The organism is Massilia sp. 2TAF26 (genome assembly GCF_052115005.1).
Classification (GTDB): Bacteria; Pseudomonadota; Gammaproteobacteria; order Burkholderiales; family Burkholderiaceae_D; genus Telluria.
Genome location: NZ_JBFRFV010000001.1, coordinates 83,824 through 105,382, shown reverse-complemented (window position 1 = coordinate 105,382; position 21,559 = coordinate 83,824). Strand labels below are relative to the sequence as shown.

The 21,559-nt window shown below is 69.6% G+C and carries 21 protein-coding genes and 1 pseudogene; 10 read left to right on the top strand and 12 right to left on the bottom strand.

All coding sequences use genetic code 11. The features are described 5' to 3' along the window. The first annotated feature begins 14 nt into the window (after positions 1–14). Positions 15–497 carry a GNAT family N-acetyltransferase gene (locus tag AB4Z32_RS00500; RefSeq protein ID WP_441933326.1) on the top strand — a complete coding sequence of 161 codons (483 nt, stop codon included), beginning with the start codon at positions 15–17 and terminating at the stop codon, positions 495–497. Here AB4Z32_RS00500 and AB4Z32_RS00495 read toward each other — a convergent pair. From AB4Z32_RS00495 to AB4Z32_RS00475, 5 genes are all read right to left on the bottom strand, one after another. Beyond that, positions 462–953: an SH3 domain-containing protein gene (locus AB4Z32_RS00495; protein ID WP_441933324.1), complete on the bottom strand. Its 492-nt coding sequence runs from the start codon at positions 951–953 to the stop codon at positions 462–464. The genes AB4Z32_RS00500 and AB4Z32_RS00495 overlap by 36 nt on opposite strands. Further along, positions 946–2,583, bottom strand: a complete 1,638-nt coding sequence (locus AB4Z32_RS00490) for a hypothetical protein (protein WP_441933322.1) — start codon at positions 2,581–2,583, stop codon at positions 946–948. The genes AB4Z32_RS00495 and AB4Z32_RS00490 overlap by 8 nt, the downstream gene beginning before the upstream one ends. A 13-nt stretch (positions 2,584–2,596) precedes the next feature. Beyond that, entirely contained in the window at positions 2,597–4,987 is a 2,391-nt protein-coding gene (locus AB4Z32_RS00485; protein ID WP_441933321.1) for an FtsW/RodA/SpoVE family cell cycle protein, read from the bottom strand. Further along, positions 4,984–5,961, bottom strand: a complete 978-nt coding sequence (locus tag AB4Z32_RS00480) for a protein kinase domain-containing protein (protein ID WP_441933319.1) — start codon at positions 5,959–5,961, stop codon at positions 4,984–4,986. The genes AB4Z32_RS00485 and AB4Z32_RS00480 overlap by 4 nt, the downstream gene beginning before the upstream one ends. 104 nt (positions 5,962–6,065) lie before the next feature. Then, positions 6,066–6,545 carry a glycine zipper domain-containing protein gene (locus AB4Z32_RS00475; RefSeq protein WP_441933317.1) on the bottom strand — a complete coding sequence of 160 codons (480 nt, stop codon included), beginning with the start codon at positions 6,543–6,545 and terminating at the stop codon, positions 6,066–6,068. A gap of 205 nt (positions 6,546–6,750) precedes the next feature. Here AB4Z32_RS00475 and AB4Z32_RS00470 point away from each other — a divergent pair, with 205 nt between their 5' ends. Both AB4Z32_RS00470 and AB4Z32_RS00465 read left to right on the top strand, forming a co-directional pair. Continuing rightward, positions 6,751–7,887: a metallophosphoesterase gene (locus AB4Z32_RS00470; protein ID WP_441933315.1), complete on the top strand. Its 1,137-nt coding sequence runs from the start codon at positions 6,751–6,753 to the stop codon at positions 7,885–7,887. 98 nt (positions 7,888–7,985) lie between these two features. Beyond that, on the top strand, positions 7,986–9,455 hold the full coding sequence (locus AB4Z32_RS00465; protein ID WP_441933313.1) for a M20/M25/M40 family metallo-hydrolase: 1,470 nt from the start codon (positions 7,986–7,988) through the stop codon (positions 9,453–9,455). A gap of 35 nt (positions 9,456–9,490) precedes the next feature. Here the strand turns inward: AB4Z32_RS00465 and AB4Z32_RS00460 are convergent, their stop codons facing one another. After that, complete coding sequence (locus AB4Z32_RS00460; protein WP_441933312.1) at positions 9,491–9,862, bottom strand: DUF1566 domain-containing protein; 372 nt, start codon at positions 9,860–9,862, stop codon at positions 9,491–9,493. 242 nt (positions 9,863–10,104) lie between these two features. Between AB4Z32_RS00460 and AB4Z32_RS00455 the strand changes: the two genes are divergently transcribed. Continuing rightward, positions 10,105–10,440 (top strand): hypothetical protein, encoded by a 336-nt coding sequence (locus AB4Z32_RS00455; protein WP_441933310.1) that lies wholly within the window; start codon positions 10,105–10,107, stop codon positions 10,438–10,440. Positions 10,441–10,443: 3 nt separating this feature from the next. On the opposite strand, the gene AB4Z32_RS00450 is transcribed toward AB4Z32_RS00455, so the two are convergent. The 5 genes and pseudogenes from AB4Z32_RS00450 to AB4Z32_RS00430 form a co-directional block, all read right to left on the bottom strand. Next, positions 10,444–11,130, bottom strand: coding sequence for an SOS response-associated peptidase (locus AB4Z32_RS00450; RefSeq protein WP_441933309.1), 687 nt, complete (start codon positions 11,128–11,130; stop codon positions 10,444–10,446). 262 nt (positions 11,131–11,392) lie between these two features. Beyond that, positions 11,393–11,752, bottom strand: a complete 360-nt coding sequence (locus AB4Z32_RS00445) for a hypothetical protein (protein ID WP_441933308.1) — start codon at positions 11,750–11,752, stop codon at positions 11,393–11,395. A 361-nt stretch (positions 11,753–12,113) separates the two neighbouring features. Then, positions 12,114–12,518: pseudogene (locus tag AB4Z32_RS00440) on the bottom strand (YeeE/YedE family protein); the annotation flags it as partial. Then, positions 12,506–12,937: a YeeE/YedE family protein gene (locus AB4Z32_RS00435; RefSeq protein ID WP_441933306.1), complete on the bottom strand. Its 432-nt coding sequence runs from the start codon at positions 12,935–12,937 to the stop codon at positions 12,506–12,508. The pseudogene AB4Z32_RS00440 and the gene AB4Z32_RS00435, both read right to left, overlap by 13 nt. Next, the gene (locus tag AB4Z32_RS00430; protein ID WP_441933304.1) at positions 12,927–13,271 is read right to left on the bottom strand and encodes an ArsR/SmtB family transcription factor; all 345 of its coding nucleotides are present in this window, start codon (positions 13,269–13,271) and stop codon (positions 12,927–12,929) included. The genes AB4Z32_RS00435 and AB4Z32_RS00430 overlap by 11 nt, the downstream gene beginning before the upstream one ends. An 83-nt stretch (positions 13,272–13,354) precedes the next feature. Here AB4Z32_RS00430 and AB4Z32_RS00425 point away from each other — a divergent pair, with 83 nt between their 5' ends. Continuing rightward, complete coding sequence (locus tag AB4Z32_RS00425) at positions 13,355–14,200, top strand: TlpA family protein disulfide reductase (protein WP_441933302.1); 846 nt, start codon at positions 13,355–13,357, stop codon at positions 14,198–14,200. On the opposite strand, the gene AB4Z32_RS00420 is transcribed toward AB4Z32_RS00425, so the two are convergent. After that, positions 14,167–15,090, bottom strand: a complete 924-nt coding sequence (locus tag AB4Z32_RS00420) for a LysR family transcriptional regulator (RefSeq protein WP_441933300.1) — start codon at positions 15,088–15,090, stop codon at positions 14,167–14,169. The two genes, AB4Z32_RS00425 and AB4Z32_RS00420, sit on opposite strands and share 34 nt — an antisense overlap. Before the next feature lie 121 nt (positions 15,091–15,211). On the opposite strand from AB4Z32_RS00420, the gene gcl reads away from it, so the two are divergent. From gcl to pyk, 5 genes are all read left to right on the top strand, one after another. Further along, positions 15,212–16,990 carry a glyoxylate carboligase gene (gene gcl, locus AB4Z32_RS00415; protein WP_441933299.1) on the top strand — a complete coding sequence of 593 codons (1,779 nt, stop codon included), beginning with the start codon at positions 15,212–15,214 and terminating at the stop codon, positions 16,988–16,990. A 13-nt stretch (positions 16,991–17,003) separates the two neighbouring features. After that, a complete protein-coding gene (gene hyi, locus AB4Z32_RS00410) occupies positions 17,004–17,783 on the top strand; it encodes a hydroxypyruvate isomerase (protein ID WP_441933297.1) in 780 nt (259 codons plus the stop codon). A 38-nt stretch (positions 17,784–17,821) separates the two neighbouring features. After that, complete coding sequence (locus tag AB4Z32_RS00405; RefSeq protein ID WP_441933295.1) at positions 17,822–18,724, top strand: 2-hydroxy-3-oxopropionate reductase; 903 nt, start codon at positions 17,822–17,824, stop codon at positions 18,722–18,724. After that, the gene (locus tag AB4Z32_RS00400) at positions 18,724–19,998 is read left to right on the top strand and encodes a glycerate kinase type-2 family protein (protein WP_441933294.1); all 1,275 of its coding nucleotides are present in this window, start codon (positions 18,724–18,726) and stop codon (positions 19,996–19,998) included. Before AB4Z32_RS00405 ends, AB4Z32_RS00400 begins: the two co-directional genes overlap by 1 nt. Before the next feature lie 82 nt (positions 19,999–20,080). Beyond that, positions 20,081–21,505 carry a pyruvate kinase gene (pyk, locus tag AB4Z32_RS00395; protein ID WP_441933293.1) on the top strand — a complete coding sequence of 475 codons (1,425 nt, stop codon included), beginning with the start codon at positions 20,081–20,083 and terminating at the stop codon, positions 21,503–21,505. Positions 21,506–21,559 lie beyond the last annotated feature (54 nt).

Here is a 21,559-nt window from a genome sequence, read left to right as displayed (position 1 = left end):
ACACTAGCCGAACCATGCGCATTCGACCCCTGACATCCGACGACATCCCGGCGGCGGCCAGCCTCCTGCGCGCCGCCGCCGAAGAATTCATCCTGCACGAGTCCAGCCCCGCCAACGCGGCCGCCTTCCTGGCCGCCCAGGGCGAGGAAGGCATGCGCGGCTTCCTGGCCGACGGCTATGTCTACCATGTGGCCGAGGTCGGTGGCGAGCTGGCCGGTTTCATCGCCGTCCGCCAGCGCAGCCACGTCTACAGCCTCTACGTCGACAAGCGCTTCCATCGGCAGGGCATCGCCCGCAGGCTGTGGGACGCGGCGCGCGTAGCTGCGCTGGGGCCGGATCATCCGGGCGCCTTCACGGTCAACTCCTCGAACCATGCGGTGCCCTTCTACGAATCGCTCGGTTTCGTGCGCACCGCCCCGATGCAGGCCAGTACCGTCTGCTACAACCCGATGCGCCTGGCGCTAGGGGCCGGCGGCGCGTTCGTCGACCCGGCGTAGCCACAGGCTGCTGGCCCAGCCTTCGATTTCCTTGCCCCGAAGGCGGGCGCGCACCTGCCACCAGTCGCCGTCCGCGGCGCCGGTGCGCGTGACCAGGGTCCCGGCCGGCAGCACCGCCAGGCGCGGGGCGCCGGTGGCCTTGGCTGCGCGCAGGTTCAGGTCGTCGACCACGCGGTAGCGCAGCACCGGCATGGCGGGCACGGGCGCAGCCAATGGCAGTGGCGCTGCCGCGAGTGCCGGCGGCGCCGCGGCCGGCAGCAGAGAGGCGAACAGCATGCCGAAGCCCAGCGTGCCGCCGCCGACCAGGGCCAGCGTACCCGCGGTCGGCCGGCGCCACCAGCGGCGCGGGGTCAGCAGGCCGGCCAGCACCAGGGTCAGCACCAGCGCCGCCGCATAGGCCGCGGCCCCTGGCCAGTGGATCGGCGCATTCATGCTCAGGTGCCCGATCTCAGGCATCGAAGCGCAGCACGTAATGGCCGGCCACCAAGTGATGGCCGGGCGGCAGGCGGTAGGGCTGCTCCGGCGTGGCCTCGCCGATCGCCGCGACGAAGCGCAGCTGCTCGTCGAGGTGGTAGAGGGCCTGGGTGGCGCTGGCGCGGGCGATGCGGTAGCCGTCGTCCGCCGCCTCGAAGCTGAAGGCATTGCGCGACAGGCCCAGGCGGTCGGCGCTGGAGGGCGCCGTTCCGGGCAGGGCGCGCAGGAAGCGCGGCGAATCCAGCACGCGCAGGGCCGCCAGCATGGGCGCGCCGCGGCCGAACAGGAAGCGCGCGCCCGGCGCTACCGGCAGGGCCGGCGCCTGCGGCAGGCGCAGCAGGGCGAGGTAACGGTCGGCCATCTCGGGGGCGATTGCCAGCAGATCGACCCTGGCGCCGTCGAGGGGGCTGAAGCTGCCGGGCGCCGTCACCGCCTGGCGTCCCGCGGCCGTCACCGCATGCACGGTGTCGCTGTCGTCGATGGCGAAGCTGAGGATGGCGTCGGCGCCCTGGCTTGAAGGGGCCAGGGCCCGGTTCAGGCCGATCTCCAGCGCCTGGGCCCCGGTTTCGCGGTAGCGCGACAGGCGCGGCAGGGCCAGCGCCGCCAGGGCGACCCGCTGGCGTGCGACCGGGGCGTAGGTGGCGTCGGCTTCGATCGTGGCCGGCGCCGGCTTGGCGAGCGGCACCGCCGTCATGTCGGCTTCAAGGGCCTGGCGCGGCTTCCAGACCGCGGGGCGGGCCGATGGTGCCGATGGCGCCCGGACCGGTGCGGGGATCGGAGCCGGAACCGGGGCCGGAATCGGCGCGGGAATCGGTGCAGGAATCGGCGAAGCCGTCGGCCGGACCTGGGCCGAGGGCGAGGCGGCGGTGCGGACGCCGGGCGCCGGCGAAATCCGCAGCAGCAGGCGCAGGGGTGCGCCGGACGCATCGACGCCGCCGCGGCGCGAGCGGATCGTGTAGTAGCCGGCGGCCTGGTCCCAGCCGCATTCGAAGGCATCCTTGGGCCGCACTTGCACCTCGAGCGGGGCGTCGGGACCGTCGTTGATCAGCAGGATGGCGCCCTCGGCGCCGAAGGGCCAGCCGGGCGCCACGTGGGTCGCCTCGCGTTCGTCGTTGCCGATCAGGGTAAGGCGCTGGTTCGGGTAGACCGGACAGACCGTCTTCCATACCGCGCTGTCGCGCGAGACGCTGACCGTGTACTGCACCTTCTCGCCCGGCGCCGGCAGGTAGACGGCGTGGCCGAAGCGCACTTCGACTTCGCCCGGCGCCAGGTCCTCGGCGCCGACCACGTGGTAGCGTACCTCGTCGCCGCCGAGCAGGTCGCCGAAATCCTTCTGGTGCAGCGCCGCCAGGCCCTGGGCCAGGTCGCGCACGCGGGCGCCGCGCGTCAGGTGGCGGTCGTCGTCGACTTCTTCCTGCGGCAGGGCCAGGGTCACGTGCGAGAAGCAGCGGGTGGCGGCACGTCCGCGCTGTTCGCGCGGGGCGCGCTCCAGCAGGTCGCGCAGCAGCGGGCGGCGCGAGAACAGGGCGAGCCCGGGCGCCTGCCAGATCGCCTCGGGGCTGAACACATCGTTGACCCTGGCAAGGGTTTCGTGCTGGACGTAGACGGGCATGATCGGTTCTCCTCTATGGATGGGCAGGTTCGCTGGCGACGCACAGCGCTAGCAGGGGGCAGATGAAAAACAGCAGGTGCGAGCCGCCGGCCGAGAGAAAACTCATCGGCTGCCCCATGACCGGGAAGATCGCGAGGTTGGTGCCCCACGAGAGCAGCAGGTGGCCAGCCACGAAGGCGGCCCCACCGCACAGCAGGAAGCAGCGGAAGCGCGCCAGCCAGGCCAGGCGGAAGTCGCGCGCGCGGGCGCCCTCCAGCCAGCAGCGCAGCGCCGTGTGCAGCAGCCCGGCGAGGAACAGCGCCTGCAGCGCCCACAGCAGCAGGCCGGCGGCCAGGCCGTGGCGGTTCAGGAAGAAGGAAGGCGCGAAATCGTCCTGCACCGCCGGGATGCGCACCACGGCGCCGGCATCCTGGCCCAGCGCCGCCAGGCCGAAGACGTGGTCGGCGCCGAACCAGCCGCCGCTGGCGATGGCCTGTGCACCCAGCAGCAGCTGCTGGCCGGTATGCGGATGCGAGCCGGGGTCGAGCCAGACCAGGAAGCGGTCGGCATAGAAATTCCAGCGCGCGAACTCGGCCGGGCCGGCCACGCGCAGCAGCACCACACCGGCCACCGCGGCCAGCGCCGTGCCGACGCAGGCGGCGGCCAGCCAGTGCCGGCCGCCGGCCAGGGCGAATGCGAGCGCCATCGCGCATCCCCAGACCGTCAACAGCACCAGCGGCGAGTAGTCGTCGACCTGCACCAGCGCCACCGCCAGCAGCACCAGGAACAGCAGGGCCGGCGCGCCCAGGCGCAGCACGCGCAGCAGCGGGCCGCCAAGGGCCGGCTGGCTGCTCGTCGCCAGCGCCAGGCAGTGGGCGGTGAGGGCGGCCAGCACCAGCTTGGCGAATTCGACCGGCTGCAGGTCGTAGACCCCGGTCTCGTCGCCGAACGCGACCTGCAGCAGCAGGAGCAGCAGGGCGATAGCGCTCAGCACCAGCAGGCCCAGTTCGAGCCTTGCCTGCGGCAGCGGCCGCCGGTGCGGGGCGCAGCGCAGCGCGCGCAGCAGGCCGCAGGCGCCGGCGCCGACCGCCAGCAGGGCGCCGGTCTTGCCGGCATGGCGCAGCCAGGACGATTCCGGCGTGCCCAGGCCGAGTTCGAGCTGCGCCAGCAGGCCGGCCGCGAACAGCAGCACGGCCGCGCCGGCGGCCAGCGAACGGCCGCCCGACAGCCACAGGCACCACAGCGCGGCCCAGGCCACCAGCAGGCCGATGCCGGCGCCGGCCGGCGCGCCGGTCTTCTGCAGGAACATCAGCGCCGCGCCGAGGCCGGCCAGCAGCAGGGAGGCGAGCGCGCCGAGCGTGCGCCGGCTGCCCAGGCGGCGAGCGCCGCCGCCCAGCAGCAGGGCGATGCCGGTGGCCAGCGTCAGTCCGAGCACGCCGGCCAGCGGCAGCATCGCCTGCTCCGGCAGGCGCCAGTGATCGCGCCGCGTCCACGACCAGCTCAGGCCTTCGGGAAGACGCTGCTGGGCTTCGCGGTACAGGGCGACGTGGGAGACCGGCTGCAGGTGCAGCAGGTCGCCGTTGCGTTCCAGCAGGAGGCGGGTGCGGCCCAGCTGGAGGGCGCCGGCGCCCTCCAGGCTCTCCTCGCGCTCGGCCAGCAGCAGGGCGTCATGCGGATGCCCGGCCGGCTGCAGCAGCAGCGGTGCCTGCTGGATGCCGGCACCGCCCGCCAGCAGCATGCCGTTGGCGGTCTGCCGGAGGGTGGCGCCGGGCGCCGCCACGCCGGCGATGGCGATGCGGTTGCCGCAATCCAGGTTGCCGCCGAAGACCAGCGGGCGGTCGAAGCCCAGTGCCGACGGCAGCCAGCGGTTCCAGGCGCCCGCCAGGCGCGCCGCCAGCCGGGTATCCGGACAGTCGGGCTGGGGCCGGCCATCGCGCAGCAGGGTGGCGCCGTCGTAGCGCCATCGGGCCCCGGCGCGCGAGAAGGCGACCCTGCCGGCGTCGACGCCATCGACTTCGAAGCCGGCGGCGCCGAGCTGGAAGCGCTGGCCCTGGGCCAGCAGCACGCTGCCGGCGCGGCGCCGCGTATCGCCATGCTGGACCAGCAGCGCCGTCGAGGCGGCACCGGCGGCCGACCAGGCGCCGCCGGCGTCGCGGCGCAGGCGGATCCGCGCACCCTCGGCCGGCGACAGGCCGAGGGCGGCGCCGTCCAGCGTAAGCTCCTTGCCGGCATCCAGCGCCACCGTGACCCGGGCCGGCATCCACGCCGCCGGCGCGCGCAGCAGGCAGGCCAGCTGCAGGACGCACAGCAGCAGAAGCACGGCGGCGACCAGCGTCCGGCCGCCCCAGACGCGGATGCCCGCGGCCGGCGCGGCCGCGGCACGTGGCAGACCGGCCGCCTGGCGATGGAGCGCGGCGCCGCTCATGCCGCCCTCCGCACGGTTTCATGGGCGCAGGCGCCGCGTGCGCGCTCGATCAGGCGGCTGATCTCGAGGGCGTGGCGGGGGCGCTGTTCCGGTCGCGGAGCCAGCAGGGCGCGCAGCAGGCCGAGGGCCGCCTCGCCGGCAGCACCGCCGGCAAGGCCGGCATGGCGCAGGTAGAGCGCGGCTTCGTCCGGCGCCAGGATGGCTGGCAGGGCGCCGCCGTGCCGCGTGCGCAGGACGGCCGCGCCATCGTTCCCGTGTTCGCGCCAGGCCGTGCCGCAGGCGCTGCAGAAGCGCAGCATCGCGCCGGTGACGAGGTGGTAGAGCAGGGCGCCGAGGGCAAAATAATCGCTGCGCGCATCGGTTTGATAGCGCCCATCGGCATCGGGGAAGAACTGCTCGGGCGCCTGCCAGTTGGCGGTGCCGGCATAGGAATGCGCGGCGCGTTCCGCCAGCGGGCGGTTGGTGCCGAAATCGGCCAGCTTCAGCGCGCCGCCGCGGTCGACCAGCAGGTTGGCCGGTTTCAGGTCGAGGTGGCGCCAGCCGTACTGGTGGACCTTGGCCAGGGCCTGGTTGGCCTGGGCGGTCCAGTCCAGGGCTTGCGGGAAGGAGGGCGCAGCGCCGCGCGCGCGCAGGGCGTCGAGGTGGCGCGCCAGGTCGCCGTCGAGCAGTTCCAGGGCCATCGCTGGCTGGCCGTGGTGCTCGCCGCTGTCCAGCAAGCGCACGATGTGGCGCTGGTCCCAGGGACGCAGCGCCCGCAGGAAGGCGATTTCGGCTTCCAGGCAGGCGCTCCAGCGCGGGCGCTGCGGCGGCAGGGCCAGCGCCATCTGTGCGGTATTGACGAGCTTGAGGACGGCCGGCTGGCCGCTGCCGCAAGGCAGCGCATGCCACAGCAGGCCATAGCTGGAGCCTGCCAGCGGTTCGCTCAGGCGCCAGGCGCCGGCCGTCAGGGTGATGATGTCGCCCGCTTCGAGCATGTGTCCTCCCGATTGGCGGCGGCACAGGCGCCGCCAATCGGGGCTAGCGGGGGGAGGACGAAAAAAAACCGCGCCTGGGCGCGGTTCTCATGGATGGCAAGCGATCAGCGGTGCCAGCCACCGTGGTCGTAGCGGTCGTGGCGGTCGTAGCCGCCGCGGTCATAGTAGCGGCCGCGATCGTAGTAGCGGCCACGGTCATAGTAGGGACGCGATTCCACGTACACCGGGCGCGACTCGACGTAGACCGGACGCGGCTCGTAGTAATAGCTCGGGCGCGATTCCACATAGACGGCGGCAGGCGCCGGCTGGTAGTAGCCGCTCGAGTAGTAATTGTTCGTATAGCCGCTCGACACGTAGCCGCGATCGCGGTAATAGTAATCGTCGTTCGTGCGCACCGAGTTGCCGACGGCCGCGCCGATCGCTGCGCCGACCAGTGCGCCGTCGCGTCCCGCCGCACCGCCGCCGATGGCTGCGCCGGCCAGCGCGCCGATGACGGTGTTCGCTCCCCGATCTTGAGCCATTGCCGTGGAGGACACGGCGGCCGCGGCCAGGAGTACCGCACCAAAGCATTTTTTGTTCAACATGGCTTTTCCTTCGGCCTCTACGGGGATCAACATGATCGCTACGACGCAAGGCATGACGTCACTATAGCCCCCACCGGCGAGGCTGCCACGGGTGAATACAGAATCTTACACATGCATCAGGCATCGTAACATTTCAGGCGGCAGGGCTTGCACTCGGCCAAGGCTGCCCCATCTAGCTGGGGTCTCTACTTCTTTACACCAGCCCATGGCGCGCCGTCGATCCAATATGTCTGTTCTTGCAATCCTGGTACTGGTGCACCTGTATATCGGCCTGCGCCTGTTGCCCGGCATGAACGCCGGGCTGGTCGGCATATTTCTCGGCATCATCCTGCTGAGCATCTCGGCGGTGCTGGTGCGCATCGGCCTGGTGGCGCCCAGCCTGCGCCGCAGCCGCTGGTCCGGCCCGCTGTCGTGGGCCGGCCTGCTGGCGATGGGCTTCTTTTCCTCGCTGCTGGTGTTGACCTTCGTGCGCGACGTCCTGTTGTTGATCCTCACCCTGGCGGGCGCCGGCAGCCCCGCGCTCGCATTCGACAGCGCCGTCGCCGTGCCCTTGCTGGCCCTGGCCGTCACCGCCATCGGTTTCATCAATGCGCGCCGGCTCGCGCGCGTGGTCAAGGTCGACGTGCCGATCGCCGGCCTGCCGAGGGAACTGGAAGGCTATGCGATCGCCCAGATTTCCGACATCCACGTCGGCCCGACCATCAAGCGCGCCTACCTGAACGCCATCGTCAACAAGGTCAATTCGCTGAAGGCCGACGCCATCGCCGTGACCGGCGACCTGGTCGACGGCAGCGTGCAGCGCCTGGCCATGCATACCCAGCCGCTGGAGCGCCTGGCCGCGCCCGACGGCGTGTTCTTCGTCACCGGCAACCACGAATACTATTCCGGCGCCGAGCAGTGGATCGCGGAGGTGCGCCGCCTGGGCTTGCGCGTGTTGCTGAACGAACACGTGATCCGCCGCCGCGGCCAGGCTGCCGTGATGATCGCCGGCGTGACCGACTATACGGCCCAGCATTTCAACCCCCTGCACAAGAGCGACCCGCAGCAGGCGGCGGCCGGCGCACCGGACAACGTCGCCGTGAAAGTCCTGCTGGCCCACCAGCCGCGCAGCGCGCCGGCGGCGGCCGATGCCGGTTTCGACCTGCAACTGTCCGGCCACACCCACGGCGGCCAGTTCTTTCCGTGGAACCTGTTCGTGCCGCTGCAGCAGCCCTTCGTTGCCGGCCTGAACCGGGTGCGCTCGCTGTGGGTGTATACCAGCCGCGGCACCGGCTACTGGGGACCGCCCAAGCGTTTCGGGGCGCCGTCGGAGATTACGCTTGTGCGGCTGGTGCCCGCGTAACAATCCACCAATTATGTATTTACGGCAATAAATTTCCTAAAACGGCAGCGATTGCGTTATTGTTTCGGTCATTTCGACCCAAAGAAAAGGACAAACGCATGGACCGCCGCATCAGCCTTCCCGCCCTGACCCTCGTCGCTGCCAGCCTGCTGGCCGGCCTCGCGACTGCGGGCAGCGCAAACGCTGCCCCTCCCGGTAACGATCCGGCCGCGCTCGCCAAGGTGCGGGATACGGCGATGCAGAGCGACTATGCCTACCAGCGCCTCGAAGACCTGACCGACCTGGTCGGCCCGCGCCTGTCCGGTTCCGCCGGCGCCGCCGCCGCCGTGTCCCAGGTGGCCGCCGAGCTGCGCAAGCTGGGCGCCAAGGTGACCCTGCAGCCGGTCAAGGTGCCGCACTGGGTGCGCGGCGTCGAGACCGCCGAAGTGGTCGACTACAAGGGCCGTCCGGAAGGCGTCACCCAGAAAGTCGTGCTGACCGCCCTCGGCGGCTCGGGCGCGACCCCGGCGGCCGGCATCACGGCCGAGGTGATCGTGGTGCGCAGCTTCGACGAACTGAAGGCGCGCGCGGCCGAGGTGAAGGGCCGCATCGTGCTGTTCGACGTGCCCTTCGACCAGGACATGGCCGACCGCGGCCTGGCCGGCACCGCCTACGGACAGGCGGTGGCCTTCCGCGGCGCCGGTCCGCGCATGGCGGCCGAGATGGGCGCCCAGGCAGCCCTGGTGCGCGCCGTCGGCGGCGCAGCCTACCGCATCGTGCACACCGGCGCCACCAACTTGCCGGCGGACAAGCGCATCCCGGCGGCCGCGGTCACGATCGAAGACTCGATGCTGATCGCCCGCCTGTCCAAGCGCGGTCCGGTGCGCCTGCACCTGACCCTGACCCCGCAGACCCTGCCGGATGCCGACAGCTTCAACGTGATCGCCGACTGGCCGGGCACCGACAAGGCCGACGAGATCGTGCTGGTGTCGGGTCACCTCGATTCCTGGGACCTTGCCACCGGCGCCAACGACGACGCCTCGGGCGTTGTCAGCGCCATGGGCGTGATCGACACCCTGCGCAAGCTCGACTACCGTCCGCGCCGCACCATCCGCGTGGTCGCCTGGATGAACGAGGAGAACGGCGGCCGCGGCGGCAAGCACTACGACGATGTCAACAAGTCGACGGCGGAAAAGCATTTCGCCGCCTACGAGGACGACAACGGCTCGGGCCGTCCCTTCGGCATTCGCGCAGGCATCGGCCAGCAGTCGGCAAAGCTGTTGGCGCCGCTGCAAGCCGCCCTCTATCCGATGGGCGCGGGCGCCTTCCGCCGTGAAGACGTGGTCGGTGCGGGCGACCTGCACGATCTCGAAGCCTCCGGCGTGCCGAGCTTCGAACCGTGGATCGATTCGGCCAACTACTTCAATTACCACCACACCACGGCCGACACCTTCGACAAGGTCGATCCGGAAAACCTGCGCCGCCACGTTGCCGTCATGGCGACGACCGCCTGGTTCCTGGCGAATATGGACCAGCCGATCGGCCGCTCGAACATCGCCGCGCCGGCAGCCGCTTCCGCCGCCAGGTAAGCGTCTTCACAGGCCGTGACGGATCGGCAGGCGGCTCAACTGCTGCCGATCCGCCGCACGGCGCGCGCGTGGCCGCGGAAGGGGCGGCCATACACGGTCTGGATGCCGCTGGCGAAGTTTTGCCCCCATACCAGCTGTGGCCGGGTATCGTGCTGTTCGCTCGACCAGTACCACACACGGTCGAAGCGTTCGCGCAGGTTGGCGAACAGCAGGGCGAGCTCGCGCCGCGTCGGCAGGTCCGCATCCTGCGAGCCCGCCCATTCGCGGGCCGTCGGCCAGCTCACATCCGACACGTCGTCCGCCAGCAGCACCAGGTGGTAGTCGGCTTCGCCGTCCTTGCCCAGGATCAGCCCGGCATATGCCTCGCCTTCCTTGAGCATTTCTTGAATCCTCAGGTATTCGCCCATCGCGCAATCCTCGCTATGTCTCTTGGTCTGTGTGTTAAGACCATGTTCACAGCGAGTCAGTTTCCGCACGCAATACGACGCAGCTCATAACATCGTGCGCACAAGCTGATCTGTGTCGGGTTCATCCGGCATTTTGTTTGCGTTTAATTACAACAGGAAAGTTTTCATTGGAATGCGTTGAACTCCGACAGTTTCCCTGCGTCAAAGAAGCACGTTAACTTTTTTCGCAAGAAACTTTTTTGATGAAGAAACGCGCTTCTTTTGCTTCGATCATCTGCATGGTGTTGAGCGCATGCGGCGCCGGCGTCACCGACCAGCGTGCCCCGCAAACCCGGGCCCGGACCGCCGGCGACATCATGGACAGTGCCGCCACTGCAGCCGGCGGCGCCGATTCCGCGGCCGGCCAGGCGAGCGGCGCCGCCACCGACGTCAGCACCGAACCCGGCCCCGAGGAAAGCAATCCCCGGCTGGAACAGCAGGCCGAGGCTACCCGGCCCCTGGCTGCCACGCCGGCACCGGCCCCGGCGCCGCCGCCTGGGACGCCGAGCCCGTCGCCGGCCGTCATCTACATTAATTGAAAGCTAGGCCTCGTCGTCCTGGTCGTCGAGCGGCCGGGCGATCTGCGGGCCGTCGGCGCTGGCATTGTTGACCTTCTTGCTGACCTTGTACCAGTCGAAGGACTCGGCCGCGACGGCGGCGTGGCGCGCCAGTTCCAGCGCCTGCTGGGGCGTGAGGGCGGGGGACAGCCACAGCGCCGCATCCTCGGCGTTCATGACCACCGGGCGCCGGTCGTGGATGTCGAGCATGCCGCCGGAGGCATCGTCGGTGACCAGCACGAAGCCGGCCTCGGCGCGGTTTTCCTCGAAAGGACCGAAGTTGGCCAGCGCCAGCAGGAACAGCGGTTCGTGGTCCTTGCGGTGGATGTGCCAGGGCTGCTTGTGGCCTTTTTCTCCCGTCCATTCGTACCAGCCCTCGGCCGGCACGATGCCGCGCCCGTTCTTGAGCAGGCGCGACCAGTAGCTGCTGCCAAGCTTCTCGAGGCGGGCGTTGATGGTGATCGGGATCTTGCCTTCGGCCCAACGCGGGCGGTAGCTCCAGAACACGTCGTCGACGCGATGCTCGCCGTCCTGCACATGCAGCACGGGCCGGTAGGTGCCGGGCGCCGCGTTCGTGGTCGGCCCCGATTCGCTGTCGAACACGGCATCGGTCCAGCCGAACACATTGGCGTAGTGGCGCGCGGTCTGGCTTTGGTCAAATCGTCCACACATGGCCGGATGCTACCGTAGTTGCCGGGAATCGGGCGTCCGTTAGCCGGGCAGGGCGCCGAAGCGGAACTTGCAGGAAGGTTGTGCGACCAGGCCGACATATCGGCAGGAAGTTCTTACCTGTTTCGGGACTTGTGGCCGGCGAAGGCGTCCCAACTTCCTGTCATGTTTCGACAGGTAGTCTCCCTGCTTCTTTGTGTCTCCACCTCAGTGATCGGCTGAGAATTCCGCCGCTGTTCGCTTTCGCGACAGCGGCATTTTTTTGTCAGGAGCCGCGCGCAGGCTTGGCGGCCTTCGGCGGCGCGCTGCAGGCCCGCGTGCAACGCAGGTACTTGTCGTCGCAGGCCCCGATGCGCTCGGACTGGCGGCGGTGGAAACTGTCGCTGCCGGCAGCCTGTTCCTGCACCGACTGGCCCTGGCTGTGGCTGGCCGTGTTGGCGAAGGGGTTCTTCTGCGATACCGACTCCCCGATCAGATCATCGTTGCTGGTTGCCTTGCGTGCCGTGGCCTTGCACTCCTGGCGCTCGCTGCCGCACATCGATTTGCAGAAGCCGGCATCGTCGGCGGCCCAGACGGAAGGGATGGCGGCAGCGAGGAGGGCTGCCAGGCAAACGGTGCGGATCATGATCAGGTCTCCTGAGATTGAGTGGTTAAAGTATAAACTTTCCTCAAGGTAGGGTAAGACCCAATTTGCATGATTCGTACCCGCGCACGACCGTGCGTTTGCAGCCGGCCAGATCCGGGCGTATTCTGTGCATATAACATTGCTACAAATGGAGACAAACATGAAACTTCGGCCCGCACCCGTGCACCTGACGGCCCGTTTCCATGGCCCCTTGCGCTTCGGCAGCCGCTGGCGCGGCCACGAACTAATGCTGCGTCTCTGCCAGCTGGTGGTGTTCTTCCTGCTGGCGGTGGTCGGCGGGCAGTTCATCGCCCTGCTGATCCGGCACACCGTGCGCGCGCTCGCCGCCTACTGACGCGCCCCGCTCCAGCATCTCGAAGGCGGCCATCCCGGCCAGCATCGCAGCGCTGAAGATCAGGGGCTTGATGCCGCCTGCTACCAGCGAGGCCAGCGCCGGCCCCGGGCAGAAGCCCGCCAGTCCCCAGCCGGCGCCGAACGCCAGGCTGCCGAGCACCAGGCGGGAATCGATCCGGGTGGCGGTGGGCAGTCGCATGAGGCCGCCGAGCAGGGCGCGTTCGCGCCTGCCGGCAAGGCGGAAGGCCAGCAGGCCGACCAGGATGGCGCCGCCCATCACGAAGGCCAGCGAAGGATCCCAGTTGCCGGCGATGTCGAGAAAGCCCTGGACCTTGGCGGGATTCGTCATGCCCGCCACGATCAGGCCGATCCCGAAGACCAGGCCGACGATGAAGGCGCTCAGGACAGCCATGAGCGCACCAGGAACACGGTGACGAAACCGGCCAGCATGAAGGCGGCCGTGGCTACCAGCGAGCGCAGCGACAGGCGCGACAGTCCGCAGACGCCGTGGCCGCTGGTGCAGCCGGCGCCGTAGCGGGTGCCGACTCCGACCAGCAGGCCGGCCGCGACCAGCGTGCCGTCGCCGGCGTCGATGCGGACCGCGGGCAGGGGGGCAAACAGCCCCCAGGCCAGCGGTGCCAGCACCAGCCCGCCCAGGAAGGCCAGGCGCCAGGCGATGTCGCCCCGCGCCGGACGCAGCAGGCCGCCGAGGATGCCGCTGATGCCGGCGATCCGCCCGTTCAGCAGCACGAAAGCCGAGGCCGCCAGGCCGATCAGCAGGCCGCCCGCCAGCGCCGTCCATGGCGAGAAGTGAATCCAGTCAATCGTCATGTTCTGTCTCCTGCGGCTTGATGCAGTAGAGCCGATAGAGGACCTGCAGCACCTCCGTCGCTTCCTTGCTGGCCAGTGCGTAATAGATCTGCTTGCCCTCGCGCCGGGTGTGCACCAGCTTTTCCTCGCGCAGCACGCCGAGCTGCTGGGAGAGCGTGGGTTGCTGGATGCCGAGCATGGTTTCGAGTTCGCTGACGCAGAATTCGCCCTGGGTCAGCTGGCACAGCAGCAGCAGGCGGTCCGGATTGCCCAGCACCTTCAGTAATCCGCAGGCGCGGGCGGCGGCGGCCCGCATTTCCTCGAGATCGAGCTTGTCTTGATCTTGTGTCACCATGTCGTATCTTTGATTAGAATCTACCTGAATATATTATATGAAGATACGATCTATAATCAAATAGATTGTTGATCCTCTTCGATATGACTGATCTCGCACTCGGCCCCTTCATGCTGCCCCTGCATACCTTGCTGGTGTTCCTCGCCCTGGCCGCGGCGCTGGTGCTCGGCGTGCGTCTGGCGAAGCGCCGGCGGCTGGACGCCGAAGGTCCGTTGTGGCTGCTGGCGGCCTGGATCCTGCTCGCGGCGCGCGCCGGCTGCGTCCTGCGCTACCACACCCTGTATTTCGCGGAACCCTTGCGCATACCCGACCTGCGCGACGGCGGTTTCATGCCGGCGGCCGGACTGGCGGCGGCCGGCGCCGCGGCTGCCTGGCTGATGTGGCGGCGCTCCGCCAGGCGGATTCCGCTGCTGGGCGCACTCGCTGCGGGCGTGCTGGTCTGGAGCGCCGGGAATGCCGCCATCAAGCAGTGGCCGCCGCAACAGCGCTTGCCGGCGGCGGAATTCGCCACCCTGGACGGGCAGGCGATGCGGCTGCCTTCCGGATCGGGCCGGCCTGTGGTGGTGAATCTGTGGGCCAGCTGGTGCCCGCCATGCCGACGCGAGATGCCGGCGCTGGCCCGGGCCCAGGCCGAGCATCCGGAAGTGGACTTCCTGTTCGCCAACCAGGGCGAATCGGCGGCCGCGGTGAAGGCCTATCTGTCGGCGCAAGGCCTGGAACTGCGCAACGTCGTCCTCGACACGACCAGGACCCTCGCCAGGCAGAGCAACTCGGTCGGCCTGCCGACGACGCTGTTCTTCGATGCGCGCGGCCGGCTGGTCGACCGCCGCGCCGGCGAGCTGTCGCCGGCGACCATCGCGCAGCGGCTCGAGACCCTGGCCCAGCCGCCGTCGGCTCAGGCGCCGGCCGCTCCCGGTCCTTCCCAATAGCCCGGCCGGTTGTAGATCGCCTTCAGGTAGTCGATGAAATGCCGGATCTTCGCCGGCAGGTAGCGCTGCTGCGGATACACGGCCTGGATCGGATAGTCGTGCACCGCGAATTCGTCGAGCACCGTCACCAGTTCCCCGCGTTTCAGCTCGGCCTGGATCTCCCAGGTCGAGCGCCAGCCGATGCCCAGCCCTTGCTTGACCCAGCCGAACAACAGCTCGCCGTCGTTGCAGGCGAGGTCGCCGTCGACGCGCACCGCGAACAGCTTGCCGTCGCGCTGGAAGGTCCAGCCGCGCTGCTGGCCGCCCTGCAGGTTGAAGGCCAGGCAGTTGTGTCGCACCAGGTCTTCCGGCGCCGCGGGCATGCCGTGGCGCTCGAAGTAGGCCGGGGTGCCGCACACCACGCGCCGGTTCGGGAACAGCGGGATCGCCACATAGTTCGGGTCCTGTACTTCGCCGATGCGGATCGACATGTCGTAACCCTCGCGCACCAGGTCGACCACGCTGTCGGTGAAATTGAAGGACATCTTGAGATCCGGATGGATGGCGCGGAAGGCCGGCGCATGCGGCGCCACATGCGAGCGCCCGAAGGCCGCCGGCGCCGAGACGACCAGGTGGCCGCGCACCGTGCTGCGGCCCTCGCTGATGCTGTTCTCGGTGATGTCGAAGTCGCGCAGCAACTGGCGGCAGGGTTCGATGAACTGCTCGCCCAGGGCCGTCAGCGTGAGCCCGCGCGTGGAGCGGTGCATCAGGCGCACGCCCAGGCGCTGTTCGAGCGCATCGAGGCGCCGCCCCATGACCACCGGGGTCACGCCCTCCACCAGGGCGGCGGCGGCGAAGCTGCCCTTCTCGGTGACGAGCACGAAGCTGCGGATTTCGGTATAGCGGTCCATCGGTGGCGCACTCCATACTTCAAGTATCGACAGACTCGATGGTAGCAGCAATTCAACAGTCCCGGCTTTGTCGCTATTCTGGATTCCATCATCCGATCAATCCACGGCAAGGGAGGCGACTATGGCCCGTATGAGGGCAATCGATGCGGCAGCGGCGGTGCTGCGCAGGGAAGGGGTGGGCAAGGTGTTCGGCGTGCCGGGCGCGGCCATCAACCCGCTGTATTCGGCGATGAAGAAGAGCGGCGGCTTCGAGCACGTGCTGGCGCGCCACGTCGAAGGCGCTTCCCACATGGCCGAGGGCTATACCCGCGCACGGGCTGGCAACATCGGCGTGTGCATCGGCACTTCCGGCCCGGCCGGCACCGACATGATCACCGGACTCTACTCCGCCTGGGCCGATTCGATACCTATCCTATGCATTACCGGCCAGGCCCCCCGCGCCCGGCTGTACAAGGAAGACTTCCAGGCGGTCGACATCGAATCGATTGCCAAGCCGGTCACCAAGTGGGCGGTCACGGTGCGCGAGCCGGCCCTGGTGCCGCGCGTGTTCCAGCAAGCTTTCCACATCATGCGGTCCGGCCGTCCGGGCCCGGTGCTGATCGACCTGCCGTTCGACGTCCAGATGGCCGAGATCGAGTTCGACGTCGAGACCTATTCTTCGCTGCCGGTCTACAAGCCGGCCGCCACCCGCGCCCAGGCCGAAAAGGCGCTGTCGATGCTGAATGCGGCCGAGCGGCCGCTGATCGTCTGCGGCGGCGGCGTGATCAATGCCGACGCGGCCGCCAAACTGCAGGAATTCGCGGAGATCGTCGGCGTGCCGGTGATTCCCACCCTGATGGGCTGGGGCGCGATTCCGGACGACCACCCGCTGATGGCGGGCATGGTCGGCCTGCAGACCTCCCACCGCTACGGCAACGCCACCATGCTGGCCTCCGACTTCGTGATCGGCATCGGCAACCGCTGGGCGAACCGCCACACCGGCTCGGTCGACGTCTATACCAAGGGGCGCAAGTTCGTCCACATCGACATCGAGCCGACCCAGATCGGCCGCGTGTTCGATCCGGATTTCGGCATCGTGTCGGATGCCGGCGCCGCGCTCGACCTGCTGATCGACGTGGCGCGCGGCCTCAAGCTGATCGACGGCCTGCCCGACCGCGGCGCCTGGGTCGAGGAGTGCCAGGCCCGCAAGCGCAGCATGCTGCGCAAGACCCACTTCGAGGACGCACCGCTCAAGCCGCAGCGCGTGTACGAGGAGATGAACCGCGCCTTCGGGCCGGACGCCTGCTACGTCAGCACGATCGGCCTGTCGCAGATCGCCGCCGCCCAGTTCCTGCACGTCTACAAGGCGCGCCACTGGATCAACTGCGGCCAGGCCGGCCCGCTGGGCTGGACCATTCCGGCCGCGCTGGGCGTGTGCGCCGCCGACCCGCAGCGCGAGGTGGTCGCCATCTCGGGCGACTACGACTTCCAGTTCATGATCGAGGAACTGGCCGTGGGCGCCCAGTTCAAGCTGCCCTACCTGCACGTGGTGGTCAACAACGCCTACCTCGGCCTGATCCGCCAGGCCCAGCGCGGCTTCGACATGGATTACTGCGTGCAGCTCGCCTTCGAGAACATCAACGCGCCGGCGCTGGAGAGCTACGGGGTCGACCACGTGGCGGTGGCCGAAGGCCTCGGCTGCAAGGCGATCCGCGTGCGCCGCGCCGAGGACATCCAGCCGGCCTTCGCCCAGGCGAGGGACTGGATGCGCGAGCACCGCGTGCCGGTGATCGTCGAGATCATCCTGGAGCGCGTCACGAATATCGCGATGGGAACCGAGATCGACGCCGTCAACGAATTCGAAGCGCTGGCCGTCAGCATCGCCGACGCGCCCACCGCCATCGCCCACACCCAGGCCTGAAGGAGAGAAGAACATGCCGAAGTTCGCAGCCAACCTGACCATGCTGTTCAACGAGATCCCCTTCCTCGACCGCTTCCAGGCCGCCGCCGATGCCGGTTTCAAGGGTGTGGAGTACCTCTTCCCCTATGCCTTCGAGGCCGGCGCGCTGGCCGAACGGCTGGACCGCCACCAGCTGACCCAGGTCCTGCACAACCTGCCGGCCGGTGACTGGGACAAGGGCGAACGCGGCATCGCCTGCATACCCGGGCGCGCGGGCGAATTCCAGGACGGCGTCGGCCGCGCCATCGATTACGCCCGCGAGCTCGGCTGCAAGCAGCTGAACTGCCTGGCCGGTATCGCCCCGGCCGGCGCCGATCCCGAGCGCGTGCACCAGACCTTCGTCGACAACGTCCGCTTTGCCTCCGTCAAGCTGAAGGAAGCCGGCATCCGCCTGCTGATCGAGCCGGTCAACAATCGCGACATCCCCGGCTTCTGGCTGAACCGCACCGGGCAGGCCATCGCCATCATCGACGAAGTCGGCTCGGACAATCTCTTCCTGCAGTACGACATCTACCACGCCCAGCGCATGGAGGGAGAGCTCGGCAACACGATCGCCAGGCACCTGGGCCGCATCGCCCACATCCAGGTGGCGGACAACCCGGGCCGCAACGAGCCCGGCACCGGCGAGATCAACTACCCCTGGCTGTTCCGTCATATCGACAAGCTCGGCTTCGAGGGCTGGATCGGCTGCGAGTACAAGCCGGCCGCGGATACCCGCGCAGGCCTGGGCTGGATCGAGGCGCTGGCCGGCTGAACCCACACGAACAACAGAGAACACACGAGGAGAACGACATGGCAAAGATCGGATTCATCGGCCTGGGCATCATGGGCGCCCCGATGGCGGGCCACCTGGCGAGCAACGGCCACACCCTGTACACCTACACCCACGGCGAGACGCCCGCCAGCCTGCTGGACGCCGGCGCGCGCGCCTGCGGCAGCAGCGCCGACGTGGCCCGGCAAGCCGACATCGTCATCATCATGGTGCCGGACACCCCGCAGGTGGAAGAGGTGCTGTTCGCGCCGGATGGCGTGGCGGCGGGCCTCAAGGATGGGCTTGACCGCGGCAAGGTCGTGGTCGACATGAGCTCGATCTCGCCGGTGGCCACCAAGGATTTCGCGCGCCGCATCAAGGAACTCGGTTGCGAGTACCTGGACGCGCCGGTGTCGGGCGGCGAGGTCGGCGCCAAGGCGGCTTCGCTCACCATCATGGTGGGCGGCAGCGAGGCGGCCTTCGACCGCGTGCGTCCGCTGTTCCAGCTGATGGGCAAGAACATCACCCTGGTCGGCGGCAACGGCGACGGCCAGATCACCAAGGTCGCCAACCAGATCATCGTGGCGCTGACCATCGAGGCGGTCGGCGAGGCCCTGCTGCTGGCGGCCAAGGCCGGCGCCGACCCGGCCCGCGTGCGCGAGGCCCTGATGGGCGGCTTCGCCTCTTCGCGCATCCTCGAAGTGCACGGCGAGCGCATGGTCAAGCGCAACTTCGCGCCGGGCTTCCGCATCGACCTGCACCGCAAGGACCTGAACCTGGCGCTGGCCACCGGACGCCAACTGGGCGTGGCGCTGCCGAACACCGCCACCGCCCAGGAACTGTTCAACACCTGCGCGGCCCACGGCGGCGGCAACTGGGACCACTCGGCCATGGTGCGCGCGCTGGAGATCATGTCCAACTTCGCGGTCGCCCAGGACGCCTGATGGAGTCGGCGACGTTCACCGATCCGCGCGGGCTGCTCGGGCGCATGTTCCAGGCCGCGGTCGACGCCGCCCAGCCGGCGCGCCGCATCCCCGCATGCCTGCCGCAGCCGCCGAAGGGACGCACGATCGTCATCGGCGCCGGCAAGGCGTCGAGCGCGATGGCGCAGGCCCTCGAGCGCCACTGGCCCGGCCCGCTCAGCGGGCTGGTCGCGACGCGCTACGGCTATGCCGTGCCATGCGAGCGCATCAGGATCGTCGAGGCGGCGCATCCGGTGCCGGACGCCGCCGGCCTCGAAGCGGCGCGGCAGATGCTGGAGACGGTGCGCGGCCTGGGGCCCGACGACCTGGTGATCTGCCTGATCTCGGGCGGCGGTTCGGCCCTGCTGCCGCTGCCGGGCGACGGCATCACGCTGGAAGACAAGCAGGCCATCAGCCGCGCGCTGCTGGCCTGCGGCGCCAGCATCACCGAGATGAATTGCGTGCGCCGCCACCTGTCCGCCATCAAGGGCGGGCGCCTGGCCGCGGCCTGCCATCCGGCGCGCGTCGTCAACCTCTTGATCTCGGACGTGCCCGGCGACGACCCGATCGACATCGCCTCCGGTCCCACCGTGGCCGACCCGACCACCTGCCTTGACGCGTTGGCCATCGTGCGACGCTACGGCATCGAGCTGCCGGCCGGCGCCCGCCGCCTGCTCGAAAGCGGTGGAGGCGAAAGCGTCAAGCCGGGCGACCCGCGCCTGGCGAAGGTCAGCACCCGCATGATCGCCTCGCCGCAGATGGCGCTGGAAGCGGCGGCCGCGGTGGCGCGCGAGGCCGGCGTCACCCCGCTGATCCTCGGCGACAGCATCGAGGGCGAGGCGAGGGAAGTCGCCAAGGTCATGGCCGGCATCGCGCTGCAGGCGCGGCGCCATGGACAACCGCTGGCCGCGCCCTGCGTACTGCTGTCCGGCGGCGAGACCACGGTGACCCTGCGCGGCCAGGGCCGGGGCGGACGCAACGTCGAGTTCCTGCTGGCCCTCGCGCTGGCGCTGGACGGCGCCTCCGGCATCCACGCGCTGGCGGCCGACACCGACGGCGTCGACGGCGCGGAAGAAGTGGCCGGCGCCTTCATGGCGCCGGATACCCTGGCGCGCGCCTGGGCCAAGGGAATGCCGCCGCGCGACAGCCTGGACGATAATGATGCCCATACCTTCTTCGGCGCGCTCGGCGACGCCCTCGTCACCGGGCCGACACTGACCAATGTAAACGACTTCCGGGCGATACTGCTCGTGTAAGCTGCCCAAGCGGCACCCGCTTTCCTCCATTGGCAGGCGCGGCGCAGCAGCGCTGTACCTGCCTTTTTCGACAGGACTTGCCATGCTACGTCAACGCCGTTCCCGCATCCTCGCCACCCTCGGCCCCTCCAGCGCCACCTACGAGCGCATCCATGCGCTGGCCGTCGCCGGCGCCGACGTGTTCCGCCTGAACTTCAGCCACGGCTGCCATGCCGACCACGCCGCGCGCTACGCCACGATCCGCGAAGTGGAGCGCGAACTGCGGCGCCCGATCGGCATCCTGATGGACCTGCAGGGCCCGAAGCTGCGGGTCGGCCGCCTGGCCGGCGGCAAGGCGATGCTGGAGGCCGGCAAGCGCTTCCGGCTCGACCTCGACCCGGCAAGCGGCGACGCCGCACGCGCCGAGCTGCCGCATCCGGAAATCTTCGCGGCCCTGCATCCCGGCACCGAGCTGCTGCTGGACGACGGCAAGCTGCGCCTGCGCGTGGACGCCTGCGGTCCGGACCATGCCGAGACCACGGTGCTGGTCGGCGGCCCGCTGCTGGAGCGCAAGGGCGTCAACGTGCCGGGCGTGGTGCTGCCGATCTCGCCGCTGACCGCCAAGGACCGCGCGGATCTCGCCTTCGGCCTGGAGCTGGGCGTCGACTGGGTCGCGCTGTCCTTCGTGCAGCGCCCCGACGATATCCGCGAGGCGCGCGCGCTGGTGGGCGACCGCGCCTGGCTCATGGCCAAGCTGGAAAAGCCGGCCGCCATCGATGCGCTGGACGAGATCGTTGCGCTGTCGGACGGCGTCATGGTCGCGCGCGGCGACCTCGGCGTGGAACTGCCGCCGCAGCAGGTGCCGGTCCTGCAGCGCCGCATCGTGCACGCGGCGCGCGCGGCCGGACGCCCGGTGGTGGTGGCCACCCAGATGCTGGAATCGATGGTGACGGCGCCGGTGCCGACCCGCGCCGAGGTGTCGGACGTCGCCAGCGCGATCTATGAGGGCGCGGATGCGGTGATGCTGTCGGCCGAGTCGGCGTCCGGCCAGTATCCGGTCGAGGCGGTGACGGTGATGGACGACGTGATCCGCGAGGTCGAGAAGGATCCGCGCTGGCGCATCGGCCTGGACGCCAGCCACACGCCGGCCGAAGCGACCACCGCGGACGCGATCTGCTGCGCCCTGCGGCGCGTCGCCAGCCTGCTGGCGCCGGCGGCCATCGTGGCCTACACCACGAGCGGCGCGAGCTGCCTGCGCGCCAGCCGCGAACGCCCGGCCGCGCCGATCCTGGCCCTGACCCCGAATCCGGCGATCGCGCGCCGCCTGGCGCTGGCCTGGGGCGTGCATCCGTTGCCTTTCGAGGAAGCCAGGACCCTGGGCGGCATGGTGGCCGATGGGGCGGTGGCGGCCGTGCAGCATGGGCTGGCCGGACCGGACGACGACGTGGTGGTGGTGGCGGGATTCCCGTCGGGTCGGGCGGGCAGCACCAATCTGCTGCATGTGGCGCGGGTGCGCGAGGTGATTTAACGCCGTCGTTCCCGCGAAAGCGGGGATGACCTGAGACCCCTTGGGTTCCCGCCT

Bases quoted from the DNA above. Each gene is read 5' to 3' on its own strand.
- AB4Z32_RS00465 (WP_441933313.1), top strand. From the start codon at position 7,986: ATGGACCGCCGCATCAGCCTTCCCGCCCTGACCCTCGTCGCTGCCAGC.
- pyk (WP_441933293.1), top strand. From the start codon at position 20,081: ATGCTACGTCAACGCCGTTCCCGCATCCTCGCCACCCTCGGCCCCTCC.
- AB4Z32_RS00485 (WP_441933321.1), bottom strand. From the start codon at position 4,987: ATGAGCGGCGCCGCGCTCCATCGCCAGGCGGCCGGTCTGCCACGTGCC.
- AB4Z32_RS00490 (WP_441933322.1), bottom strand. From the start codon at position 2,583: ATGCCCGTCTACGTCCAGCACGAAACCCTTGCCAGGGTCAACGATGTG.
- gcl (WP_441933299.1), top strand. From the start codon at position 15,212: ATGGCCCGTATGAGGGCAATCGATGCGGCAGCGGCGGTGCTGCGCAGG.
- AB4Z32_RS00430 (WP_441933304.1), bottom strand. From the start codon at position 13,271: ATGGTGACACAAGATCAAGACAAGCTCGATCTCGAGGAAATGCGGGCC.
- AB4Z32_RS00400 (WP_441933294.1), top strand. From the start codon at position 18,724: ATGGAGTCGGCGACGTTCACCGATCCGCGCGGGCTGCTCGGGCGCATG.
- AB4Z32_RS00420 (WP_441933300.1), bottom strand. From the start codon at position 15,090: ATGGACCGCTATACCGAAATCCGCAGCTTCGTGCTCGTCACCGAGAAG.
- AB4Z32_RS00435 (WP_441933306.1), bottom strand. From the start codon at position 12,937: ATGACGATTGACTGGATTCACTTCTCGCCATGGACGGCGCTGGCGGGC.
- AB4Z32_RS00500 (WP_441933326.1), top strand. From the start codon at position 15: ATGCGCATTCGACCCCTGACATCCGACGACATCCCGGCGGCGGCCAGC.
- AB4Z32_RS00445 (WP_441933308.1), bottom strand. From the start codon at position 11,752: ATGATCCGCACCGTTTGCCTGGCAGCCCTCCTCGCTGCCGCCATCCCT.
- AB4Z32_RS00425 (WP_441933302.1), top strand. From the start codon at position 13,355: ATGACTGATCTCGCACTCGGCCCCTTCATGCTGCCCCTGCATACCTTG.
- AB4Z32_RS00495 (WP_441933324.1), bottom strand. From the start codon at position 953: ATGCCTGAGATCGGGCACCTGAGCATGAATGCGCCGATCCACTGGCCA.
- AB4Z32_RS00475 (WP_441933317.1), bottom strand. From the start codon at position 6,545: ATGTTGAACAAAAAATGCTTTGGTGCGGTACTCCTGGCCGCGGCCGCC.
- hyi (WP_441933297.1), top strand. From the start codon at position 17,004: ATGCCGAAGTTCGCAGCCAACCTGACCATGCTGTTCAACGAGATCCCC.
- AB4Z32_RS00405 (WP_441933295.1), top strand. From the start codon at position 17,822: ATGGCAAAGATCGGATTCATCGGCCTGGGCATCATGGGCGCCCCGATG.
- AB4Z32_RS00460 (WP_441933312.1), bottom strand. From the start codon at position 9,862: ATGGGCGAATACCTGAGGATTCAAGAAATGCTCAAGGAAGGCGAGGCA.
- AB4Z32_RS00480 (WP_441933319.1), bottom strand. From the start codon at position 5,961: ATGCTCGAAGCGGGCGACATCATCACCCTGACGGCCGGCGCCTGGCGC.
- AB4Z32_RS00450 (WP_441933309.1), bottom strand. From the start codon at position 11,130: ATGTGTGGACGATTTGACCAAAGCCAGACCGCGCGCCACTACGCCAAT.
- AB4Z32_RS00470 (WP_441933315.1), top strand. From the start codon at position 6,751: ATGGCGCGCCGTCGATCCAATATGTCTGTTCTTGCAATCCTGGTACTG.
- AB4Z32_RS00455 (WP_441933310.1), top strand. From the start codon at position 10,105: ATGAAGAAACGCGCTTCTTTTGCTTCGATCATCTGCATGGTGTTGAGC.